This is a genomic window from Eubacterium aggregans (assembly GCF_900107815.1).
GTDB lineage: Bacteria > Bacillota > Clostridia > Eubacteriales > Eubacteriaceae > Eubacterium_O > Eubacterium_O aggregans.
Map to the genome: position 1 here is coordinate 164,676 of NZ_FNRK01000004.1, position 11,252 is coordinate 175,927.

At 50.1% G+C, this 11,252-nt stretch carries 7 protein-coding genes; all 7 read left to right on the plus strand.

Features of this window, described 5'->3' with window-relative positions; genetic code table 11:
* The first annotated feature begins 5 nt into the window (after window positions 1–5).
* The 7 genes from aroA to BLW33_RS03935 all read left to right on the plus strand — a co-directional run bounded on the left by aroA (window position 6) and on the right by BLW33_RS03935 (window position 11,033).
* A complete protein-coding gene (gene aroA, locus BLW33_RS03905) occupies window positions 6–1,307 on the plus strand; it encodes a 3-phosphoshikimate 1-carboxyvinyltransferase (protein WP_090305354.1) in 1,302 nt (433 codons plus the stop codon).
* A complete protein-coding gene (gene aroC / locus BLW33_RS03910) occupies window positions 1,285–2,385 on the plus strand; it encodes a chorismate synthase (protein ID WP_090305392.1) in 1,101 nt (366 codons plus the stop codon). Before aroA ends, aroC begins: the two co-directional genes overlap by 23 nt.
* Entirely contained in the window at window positions 2,361–2,657 is a 297-nt protein-coding gene (locus tag BLW33_RS03915; RefSeq protein ID WP_176966614.1) for a chorismate mutase, read from the plus strand. The genes aroC and BLW33_RS03915 overlap by 25 nt, the downstream gene beginning before the upstream one ends.
* Before the next feature lie 183 nt (window positions 2,658–2,840).
* Complete coding sequence (locus BLW33_RS03920) at window positions 2,841–6,269, plus strand: pyruvate carboxylase (protein ID WP_090305360.1); 3,429 nt, start codon at window positions 2,841–2,843, stop codon at window positions 6,267–6,269.
* 481 nt (window positions 6,270–6,750) lie between these two features.
* A complete protein-coding gene (cdaA, locus tag BLW33_RS03925; RefSeq protein WP_090305362.1) occupies window positions 6,751–7,608 on the plus strand; it encodes a diadenylate cyclase CdaA in 858 nt (285 codons plus the stop codon).
* Window positions 7,583–8,800 carry a CdaR family protein gene (locus tag BLW33_RS03930; RefSeq protein ID WP_176966615.1) on the plus strand — a complete coding sequence of 406 codons (1,218 nt, stop codon included), beginning with the start codon at window positions 7,583–7,585 and terminating at the stop codon, window positions 8,798–8,800. The genes cdaA and BLW33_RS03930 overlap by 26 nt, the downstream gene beginning before the upstream one ends.
* Before the next feature lie 481 nt (window positions 8,801–9,281).
* A complete protein-coding gene (locus BLW33_RS03935; RefSeq protein WP_090305368.1) occupies window positions 9,282–11,033 on the plus strand; it encodes a polysaccharide biosynthesis protein in 1,752 nt (583 codons plus the stop codon).
* The last annotated feature ends 219 nt before the right edge of the window (window positions 11,034–11,252 follow it).

Here is an 11,252-nt window from a genome sequence, read left to right on the forward strand (position 1 = left end):
CAATCGTGAAAGCACAAAAAATCATATCACAAACACCGGGGGGATGCATTGTCATCCCCCCTTCTAAAAGCGTCAGCCATCGGATGGTCATGGGAGCGGCCTTGGCGGAGGGCACCAGTACCGTCCGCAATGTTCAGCTGTCCGAGGATATCCGGGCAACCTGCCAGGCCATGGAGGCTCTGGGGGCCGTTATCACCATGGAAGAAGAGGAACCCCACCGGGTCACCCTTACCATTACCGGGGCCTCTGAGCGCAATGCCGTCGGGAAAACCTTCGATTGTAACGAATCCGGCTCCACCCTGCGTTTTTTAATTCCCCTTCTGGCTTTAAAGGCCCAGGATACCCGGGTGGTGGGAAAGGGCCGTTTGGCAGAGCGTCCCCTGGAACCCTATTTTGAGATGTTTAACGCCCAGGGCATTCCCTATGTCTTAGAGGCGGAGGGCAAAACCCTACCCCTTCGTTTTAGTGGACAGCTATACCCTGGGGTCTTTAAGGTCCGGGGGGATATTTCATCCCAGTTTATTACGGGCCTGCTCTATGCCCTGCCTCTGCTGCCTGGGGAATCCACCGTTGAAGTGACCACACCCCTGGAGTCTATCCCCTATGTGGATATTACCCTGGAGGTTCTTAAGCGCTTCGGCATCACCATCCAGCACGAGGATTATCAGCGCTTCACCATTTCCGGGAATCAACATTTCCGTGCCGGGGATTTCCGAGTGGAGGGAGACTATTCCCAGGCGGCCTTTTGGCTGGTGGCGGGCATTTTAGGAAAGGGCTTAACAGCCTTGGATTTACCCCAGGACTCCTGTCAGGGGGATCGGGCGATTCTCAATATCATCACCCAAATGGGCGGTCAAATCACTCGGAGGGATGGGAGTGTGATCGTCACTCCCGGGGCCACCCGAGGGGCCACCATCGATGTGGCCCAGTGTCCGGATCTGGTGCCTGTACTGGCGGTGTTGGCGGCATTATCTGAGGGGGAAACCCGAATCGTTGGAGGCGAGCGTCTACGCTATAAGGAATCGGATCGGCTGTCGGCTGTCAGAGAGGTGTTAAACACTCTGGGTGCCCAAGTAACGGAAACCCCGGACGGTTTAATCATCATCGGGGTGGAGAAGCTCCATGGCGGCCAGGTGGACAGCTTTAACGACCATCGCATCGCCATGGCCACGGCGGTGGCCAGTGTGGCCTGTGATGGGGATATTATACTGACCCGTCCGGACTGTGTGAAAAAATCCTACCCGGAATTCTGGGAGGTATGGAATGAAAAAGGAGGTGCAGCCAGTGGGATCGACCTGGGGAAATAATCTTAAAATATCCGTGTTCGGAGAATCCCATGGTGCGGCGGTGGGAGTTGTCATTGATGGGCTGCCCTCGGGGATTACCCTGGACGAGGGAGCAATCGCCAAGGAAATGGCTAGGCGCTCCGCCAGTGGAAAAAACCTGGCTACACCAAGGAAGGAAGCCGACGCCGTGGAAATCATCAGTGGCACCTTTAATGGCTGCACCACAGGGACGCCTCTTACAGGTATCATCACGAATACCAACACTAAATCTAAGGACTACAACCGCAATGTCCTGCGCCCCGGCCATGCGGATTATACTGCCTTCAGGCGCTACCAGGGCTTCCAGGATCACCGGGGGGGAGGACATTTTTCCGGGCGGCTCACCGCCCCCATGGTCTTCGCCGGGGCAGTGTGTAAACAGGTCCTGGCCCAGTGGAAGCCAGGGGTAGGCATCGGCAGCCGGATTGTGGCCATTGGTGGCGTATCGGATGCAGTGGAGCTTCCGGTGGCGGCCTATGGACAGATGACCTTTAGTCACCCGGAGCTGCCCATATACGACAGCCGCTTAGAGGCTGCTATGCGAGATGAAATCTTAGATGCCATGGCCGAGGAGGATTCCGTTGGCGGCATCATCGAGGGCTTTGTCACCGGCTTACCCGCCGGGGTGGGAGATCCTATTTTTGACACCATGGAAAGCCGGCTGGCTTCCATTTTATTTGGGGTGCCAGCCGTCAAGGGCCTGGAATTTGGAACTGGCTTTGCCATGGCCGCGGCCCGGGCCTCGGAGATGAACGATGCCTTTTACCTGGAGGATGGTGAGGTGGTCACCCACACCAACCACAACGGCGGGATTAACGGCGGCATCACCAATGGGATGCCCCTGGTCTTCCGGGTAGCCTTTAAGCCAACCCCCTCCATTGCCGCCACCCAGCATACCGTGGATATCGCAGCGGGGGAAGAGGTCATGCATAGTACCTCCGGTCGGCATGACCCCTGTATCGTGGTAAGAGCCTGTCCGGTGGTGGAGGCAGTCACGGCTTTATGCATTTTAGATTCATTAATGGGAGCAGAAAAATGGATGCCATTCGAAGCAAAATAGACGCAATAGACCGACAGATGGCCGCTTTGTACGAACAGCGCATGGCCTTAGTGATGACTATTGCTGAATATAAATACAATAATAATGAGAATATATTCGATTCTGAACGGGAAGCAGCTGTGGTAGAGAAGAACCTTAAGTTTCTTACAGATTCAGAATTTGAAAATTGTTACATCGAGTTTCTTCACTTTATCATGGACCAGAGTAAGAGGGTTCAATCCCAGTGGATTGAAACTCAGAAAAAGAACAATGAAAGCCATGGTGCGGAATAAGGCGGGGTCATGAGTGACCAATTTGTATAAAAAATAACAGGATTCAAGAAGAACTTTTTAAAATTTACAATCGCTTTCATCCCGCAGAATGTCATTTACCCCTTTCTTTTTGGAGGGGTTTTGTTTATAATGGATGTTAAATATTTATTCAAGCAAACTATAACCAAATCAGGAGAAACGAAGATGAAGAAATTTAAAAAGGTACTCATCGCCAATCGCGGTGAGATTGCCATCCGAATCATCCGGGCCTGCCAGGAATTGGGAATCCAAACCGTGGCCATCTATGCGCCCGAAGATAAAATGTCATTATTTCGGACCAAGGCGGACGAATCCTACATGATCGCCGGAACCGGCGGCCCTGTGGAAGCCTATCTGGATATGGATAAAATTATTGCCTTAGCCCTTAAAAAGGATGTGGATGCCATCCATCCAGGCTATGGCTTCCTGTCTGAAAACCCAGTCTTCGTCCGGAAGTGCGAAGAAGCCGGCATCGCCTTTATTGGACCGACCCACACCATGATGGAACAAATGGGGGACAAGATTCAGTCTAAGATTATGGCGAAATCCTGCAATGTTCCCACCATTCCCGGGGTGGAAAAGCCCATTACTTCCGATGAGGAAGCGAAAGAATTCGCCAAGGTGGCGGGCTTCCCCATTATTTTAAAGGCAGCCGCTGGCGGCGGTGGCCGGGGGATGCGGATCGTCCGGGAGGAAAAGCACCTCCTCAAGGAATACCACTCCGCAGTCAGTGAGGCCACCAAGGCCTTTGGGGACGGCACTATTTTTGTGGAAAAATATCTGGAAGAGCCCAAGCATATCGAAGTGCAGATCCTTGGGGATCGCTACGGCAACGTGGTCCATCTCTTCGAGCGGGATTGCTCCATTCAGCGCCGTCATCAGAAGATCATCGAATTTACCCCATCCTTAGCCATCACCGAAGAGCAGCGTCAGGCCATCTGTAATGATGCCCTGCGTCTGGCCAAGGCGGTTAACTACCGCAGTGCCGGAACCATCGAATTCCTGGTGGACAAGCACGGGAACCACTATTTCATCGAAATGAATCCCCGGATTCAGGTGGAGCATACCGTCACGGAGCTGGTCACTGGCATCGATTTGGTCCAATCCCAGATTCTGGTGGCCCAGGGTTATCCCCTGGATTCTGATGAAGTGGGTGTTAAAAGCCAGGATCAAATCAGCACCAGAGGATATGCCATCCAGTGCCGCATCACCACCGAAAATCCCAAAATGCATTTTATGCCCGATACCGGTACCATTGATGTGTACCGAACAGCCAGTGGGGCCGGTATCCGCTTAGATGGCGGGAATGGCTTTACCGGGGCAGAAATTACCCCCTACTACGACAGCCTCCTGGTGAAATCCACCGCTTACTCCCGGACCTTTAACGATACCCGGAGAAAGGCCCTGCGAGCCCTAAAGGAAATGCAGGTAGAAGGGGTGGAAACCAACAAGGATTTCCTGATCAACGTCCTGGAGCATGAGGAATTTAAAAAAGGAAATTGCGACACCAAATTCATCGACGACCATCCGGAGCTGTTCAATATCCAGGAAACCACCAGCCCGGAATACAATGCCATTCGCTATATCGGGAACATGGTGGTTAATGAAACCCTGGGTGAAAAACCAGATTTCGAAGAACCGGATATCCCAGTGATTCCCGAAGACGTCTCCCTAACAGGGACCAAGCAAATTTTGGACGAAAAGGGACCAGAAGGTCTGGTAGAGTGGATTCACGGTCAAAAACGCCTATTGGTGGGGGATACCACCATGCGGGATGCCCATCAGTCCCTGGTGGCCACCCGGGTGCGCAGCCGGGATATGATTAAGATTGCCAAGGAAACCGCCTACCTGGGCCGGGATCTCTTCGCCCTGGAAATGTGGGGTGGAGCGACCTTCGATGTGGCGTATAACTTCCTCAAGGAATCCCCCTGGCGCCGTCTGGATGAGCTGAGAAAGCGCATCCCCAATATCATGTTCCAAATGCTCCTCCGCGGGGCCAACGCTGTGGGCTATAAAAACTACCCCGATAACGTGGTGCGTAAGTTTATCCAGGAATCCGCTGCCAGCGGTATCGATGTTTTCCGGATTTTCGACTCCCTCAACTGGATGGAGGGCATGAAGGTCTCCATCGAAGAAGTCTTAAAGACAGGCAAAGTGGCCGAGGTAGCCATGTGCTACACCGGGGATGTGTTGGATACCAGCAAAACCAAGTACAACATGGACTATTACATCAAAATGGCCCACGAAATCGAAAAGACCGGGGCCCATATCCTAGCCATTAAGGATATGTCCGCCCTTTGTAAGCCAGTAGCCGCCCGGAACTTAATCCGAGCTCTGAAGGAAGAAGTCAAGATGCCCGTCCGCTTCCACACCCACGACACTGCCGGTAACGGCGTTGCGGCCAATATCATGGCAGCTGTGGGTGGCGCAGACATTGTCGATGCCGCTTTCTCTGGAATGAGTGGACTGACAGCCCAGCCCTCCCTGAACTCCCTGGTGGCAGCCCTGGCCCATACCTCCCACGATACCGGGCTAAACGAGGATGACCTCCAGCAGCTTTCGGATTACTGGGCAGGCATTCGCCCCGTCTACAGTAAGTTTGAATCCGGGATGACCTCCAGCAGCACCGAAATCTACAAGCTGGAAATCCCCGGGGGCCAGTACTCCAACCTCAAGAGTCAGGTTGAAAGCTTTGGCTTGGGTCATAAGTTTAAGGATGTTAAAGAAATGTACCGGAAGGCCAATCTCCTCCTGGGAGATATCGTTAAGGTGACCCCCTCCTCCAAGGTGGTGGGTGATTTAGCTATCTTCATGGTTCAGAACGATTTAACCCCGGAAAACATCGTCCAAAAGGGTAAGGATTTGGCATTCCCCAACTCCGTTGTGGATTTCTTTAAGGGAATGATCGGCCAGCCCGTAGGTGGCTTCGATCCCGATCTCCAGCGGATTGTGTTAAAGGGCGTAGAGCCCATCACCGTGCGTCCGGGCTCCCTGCTGCCCGACGAAGACTTTGATGGCATCCGGGAAACCTTTAAAGAAGAATTCGGTATCGACCTGACGGATCGGGAAGTGCTGTCAGCAGCGCTGTACCCTAAGGTCTTTAAGGATTACGTCACCTTCTTCCAGGATTACGGGGATTTCATGCGGATGGACAGCCATGTCTTCTTCCACGGTCTTAAGGAAGGTGAAACCTCTGAGGTGGAAGTCGCCAAGGGCCGCCGTCATATCATCAAACTGGTCAAGGTCGGCATGCCTGATGATGAAGGCTTCCGCCCCGTCACCTTCGAAATCGACGGCTTCCGCCGCCAAATCTACATCGAAGACGTGCGCAGTCTCTCCTCCAAGCAGAAGAGCACCATGCTCAAGGCCGATCCTAAGAATAAAAAGGAAATTGGCTCCCCCATCCCTGGGACCGTCTTAAAGGTTCTGGTGAACGAAGGGGATGCTGTGACTGAAAATCAAGCCTTAGTCATCGTTGAAGCCATGAAAATGGAAACCGAAATCGTCGCCTCCCAGGATGGCGTCATCAAGAAGATTACGGTCACTGAAGGACAAAAAGTCGAATCCGGAGAACTCATGGTAACCCTGGATTAAAACCTAAAAAATAAGACCAGCCTCTCGGTCGTCCCACCTGGGATTTCCGATTGAAGGCTGGTCTTATTTTTCGGTCTGAGTTTGCATGTTTGGTGGTCTCAGTCCCTTCTATAAGATGATTTAATTGAATGGTACAGGGAAGGTCATGATATCAAGGAGATGATTCTACTGAATTGTCCAATGGACCGGCCAGGCCAGTGGTTTCAACCTTCTTACGATTTCCAAAATTAGAAATACTATCCGAAGTATCCCCCGCTGCCGATTCGGTTATGGTCACGAATTCGATCATCTAACGTTTACCATTATCCCTATTCAATTAAGTGTCTACAGTATAGCACGATTTATATAAATGTAAACGGCTATCCTGTAAAGGAGTGTATCAAATTTGTAAAGATTTGGGTTGAAGTTTTAGAAAATGTTTGATGGATTTTATGTGTCCTTAGTGTATAATTGAAGTATTACTAAGTTAGGAAAAATGACAATGGAAGAATTACTCGTTTATATTCAGTCGCGGGTGACCTTCGTCAACATCATCGAGGTTGCCATCATCGCGTTTCTTATATATGAAGTTTTGATGTGGATTCGGGGAACCCAGGCCGAACAAGTGGCCAAGGGGATCTTCGTCCTGTTAATCTTAGCGCCTCTCAGTTCATGGCTGGGTTTTACCACCCTGTCCTATTTGCTGAACAACCTCTTTACCTGGGCCTTTATTATCTTTGTGGTGGTTTTTCAGCCCGAGCTTCGGTCGGCACTGGAGCAGATTGGGAATCGGGGATTTTTCGACCGATTCACCAAAACCAAGGACAAGGTAAAAATCGAAAAGGACATCCGAGAGATTACCGAGGCCGTGGAACACCTTTCCGGCGGCCAGATTGGGGCCCTTATCGTCTGTGAAATGAACACCGGCTTAAACGACATCGTCGGGACGGGCATCGTCCTCAATTCCGATATTAGCACCGAGCTATTGGAAAATATCTTTACCCCCAATCGCCCCCTCCATGACGGGGCAGTCATTATCGATCTGAAAAATGGAAAAATCCGGGCAGCGGGGTGTCTGCTGCCATTGACGGACAACCGCAAGCTGGATAGTGAACTGGGAACAAGGCATCGCGCTGGGATTGGCATTTCAGAAAAATCCGATGCCCTCACCATCATCGTTTCCGAGGAAACCGGCATCATTTCCTACACCGAGCGGGGTGGAATCACCCGGATGCTCACCAGTGAAGATCTGGAAATATTGCTGCAGGATCGGTTCACCAAGAATGAGGACGACGAGGAGGATGACAAAAAGGGGAGCATCTTCGGGAGGAAGCATGACGAATCAAAAGAAAAAGCATAAGGCGAATGAAAAAATCATCCGGATGGTGCTGGCCATTTGCGCCGCCATCGTCCTATGGCTATACATTAACGGCAGCTCCATCGACCTGGTCACCCAGGACCTCAGCAGCATCCCGGTGACCTTTACCAATCTGAACGTACTGGAAAGTAAAGGGCTGACCCTTAATGATAGTCGCAGCTACTATGTCAACCTGCGGGTGCGGGGGACAGAAAAAAACCTGGATAAGCTGGATCCCACCGAAATTTCAGCCCAGGTCGATTTAAAAGACATTGATGAGGCCGGAAATTATAACCCCGAAATCGTGGTTCAGGGCCTGTCCAACTCCGTTATTTTAGAGGAAATCAAGCCTGCTACCCTGAGCCTTCAGGTGGATCGTTTCAACGATAAGGATTTTCCCGTCACCGTGAACACCGACGGAAAGCCCGCAGATGATAACGCCGTGGTCTCTGCTATCACTGATGAGAAGGTCACCATCGACGGCACCAATGAAGATTTTGCCAAGGTAAAATCCGTGGTGGCCGTGGTCAATGTCCAGGGCCTCACCGAGGACTCCGTTCAATACGCCACCGTAAAAGCCTATGATGAAAATGGCAACATCATCACCGGGCTGGATATCGAGCCCCGGGCCGTCCAGGTCAATATCGTCATTGGGAAAACCAAAACCGTTAAAATAAAAGCGCCGGCAACCTCTGGAGACGTGGCCACAGGGTATAAGGTAACAGGGGTAAGGGTTACCCCGGATAACAAGCTCATTGGTGGGAAGGCATCCGCCCTATCCGCCATTTCAGAGCTGTCTGTGGAAAACGTCTCGGTTTCCGGAGCCACCACCAACGTCACCAAGGAGGTTAAGCTTAAGCTGCCCGATGGCGTCTACTTTATGGACGGTGGAGACACCGTCACCGTCACTGTTACAGTGGAGGAAGAAGTGGAAAAAAGCTACACTGTCGATGCCATTGAAACCCGAAACATCGGCTCGGGCTTAGCCGTATCGAAAATACAAGACTCCTCCGTCGTCGTCAAGATTAAAGGCACCGCTTCAGAGCTGTCCAAGATCAAAGGGACCGACATCTCCGCCTGGATCGACCTCTCCGGCAAAGCCGCGGGTAAATACGACATCCCCATCCAGGTTAAAATCCCCGCCGGTACCTTGGAAAGTGTATCGCCGGATAAAACCTCTGTTACCTTAAATTAGAATAGAAAATATGAATGATTGAACCCCGATTCCTTTTGGAATCGGGGTTTTCTATTTTTTTGTGCATTCAAAGGGCTACAGACTATTGCTATTATTTTTGTATTGATATATACTATAAATATAAATTAAGGGAAAATACAGCTTATCAATAGTATGACACACTTTTGATGGTATTGAGGAAAAGAAATGAAGAATGTATTTATTTTAAAACACAATGGGAAGATTCAGACTACTGGCGAGTATTCACCTCGTAACGTAGTCTTTTTTACATACACTGCATTACCACTGGACTTTTAACGTAAAGAAAGGACCCCAAAGAACACATCATGGAAAAGGAAAAGATTTCAACAACTTATGACAACCAAAAAGGCCTGCGCATCGGACTTCTTATCATCGCTGAGCCATCGTCCTTTTTCTATCCTACTTCTTCGCCTACGATCTGGTATACAGCTTTCATATCCCCTTTAGTGAAATTCGGGGAATGATGGGCATTCTCATAGGGGCCATCGGTATTAAAATTCTCGTCTTTTGGCTCACTCAAATGTACCAAACCCTTTGGCGCTACGCCAGCATTGAAGAGCTATGGCAAATTGTGGGTAGTGTGGCCAGTGCCAATTTTATCACCATCGTCTTCTTCTATATGGTCAGTATGCGTGTTCCCACCACCGTCCTGGTTCTCACCGCTACCTTTGACCTCATCTTAATAGGGGGTATCCGAATCCTCTACCGTAGCCTACGCCAAATGAAAAATGGGACCCGGGGGGAGAAACACCGGGTCCTTATCGTCGGTGCCGGAGAAGCAGGTATCAAGATGCTTCGGGAAATCAACAATAGTAAAAAAGGTCTCTGCGTTGCCGGCTTTATCGATGACGACCCCAATAAAAAAGGACGGATGCTTAATGGTGTCAAGGTAATTGGGGGCCGGGACAAAATTAAAGAGGTGGTTGAAAACAGTGGTGCATTCGAAGAAATCATCATCGCCATGCCCACTGCCCCCAAACGGGAGCGCATTAAAATCGCTGAAATCTGTCATAGCACCGGTATCCCCGTCAAGATCCTTCCCACCATTGAGGAAATCCTGGAATTCGATGTCTCCGCACAGAAACTCAGAGACCTTCAGATTGAAGACCTTTTGGATCGGGAGGAAGTGCATCTGGATAAGCAGGCCATTGGAGAGACCATCAGTGGTAAAACCGTTCTGGTCACCGGGGGTGCCGGCTCCATTGGTTCAGAGCTTTGTCGGCAGATTATACGATTCCACCCTAAAGAGCTCATAATCCTGGATATCAACGAAAACGCTCTGTATTACCTGGAGCTAGAGCTAAACCGTTATATTAAGGAAACACTTAACCCCATGGGGATTCAGATTAAACTCATTAGCCGCATTGCCAGCATACGAGAAGCGGATATTATGAAAGAAACCTTTGGGGAACTTAAACCTCAAATTGTCTTTCATGCCGCCGCCCATAAGCATGTCCCGCTCATGGAACGGACCCCACGGGAAGCCGTTAAAAATAATGTCTTTGGCACCATCAATGTACTGGAAGCCTGTATTGATGCCCATGTTGATCGCTTTGTGCAAATTAGTACGGATAAAGCCGTTAATCCCACAAACGTCATGGGGGCAACCAAACGAATCTGCGAAATGATGGTTCAAATTTATAACCAAAAGCACCAGACCGAATGTGTCGCTGTTCGCTTTGGCAACGTCCTCGGCTCCAACGGCTCGGTTATCCCCATTTTCAAAGAACAGATTGCCCATGGCGGACCCGTCACCGTGACCCATAAGGATATTACCCGATTCTTTATGACCATTCCAGAAGCCACACAACTCGTCCTTCAAGCCGCATCTATGGCCAAGGGGGGAGAAATCTTTGTACTGGATATGGGAGACCCCGTAAAGATCACCGACCTAGCAGAGAAGATGATTAAGCTATCGGGGCATGAACCCTATACGGAGATTCCCATCCACTTTGTGGGACTTAGGCCCGGGGAAAAGCTTTATGAAGAACTTTCCTATGATATGGAAGCCTTTGATCGGACTACCTTCGATAGTATCTTCGTGGAAAAGCCCGTGTGCTACGATGTCGGACAGATTAAAGAAACCGCCAAATCCCTGTGGCAGGCAGCCAATGGGGATGCCGATGAGCCTGTGATTGAGGGGGTTCGGCGTATAGTACCGGAGTTTGTACCGGATTTTAATCAGAACAAGAATGGAAGAAAATCAATTTAGGCATAAGATTATTCAAACGATCATAAGAAGGTAAGGTAAAGAATAATAGAAAGATATGAAAAATGATAAAAAATATACCCTTTAGTCCACCAGATATCACCCAAGCAGAAATTGATGAAGTGGTTGTGATATTGTCAATAATAGTTGACAGATTTCCCTCAAGGATTCAGCGACCTTATGCAACATCCTGTAAGGACTGGTAATATTGCTGCCTCTTTA

Excerpts from the sequence above, each read along its gene's own strand:
- cdaA (WP_090305362.1), top strand. The coding sequence starts at position 6,751 with ATGGAAGAATTACTCGTTTATATTCAGTCGCGGGTGACCTTCGTCAAC.
- BLW33_RS03920 (WP_090305360.1), top strand. The coding sequence starts at position 2,841 with ATGAAGAAATTTAAAAAGGTACTCATCGCCAATCGCGGTGAGATTGCC.
- BLW33_RS03915 (WP_176966614.1), top strand. The coding sequence starts at position 2,361 with ATGGATGCCATTCGAAGCAAAATAGACGCAATAGACCGACAGATGGCC.
- BLW33_RS03935 (WP_090305368.1), top strand. The coding sequence starts at position 9,282 with ATGATGGGCATTCTCATAGGGGCCATCGGTATTAAAATTCTCGTCTTT.
- BLW33_RS03930 (WP_176966615.1), top strand. The coding sequence starts at position 7,583 with ATGACGAATCAAAAGAAAAAGCATAAGGCGAATGAAAAAATCATCCGG.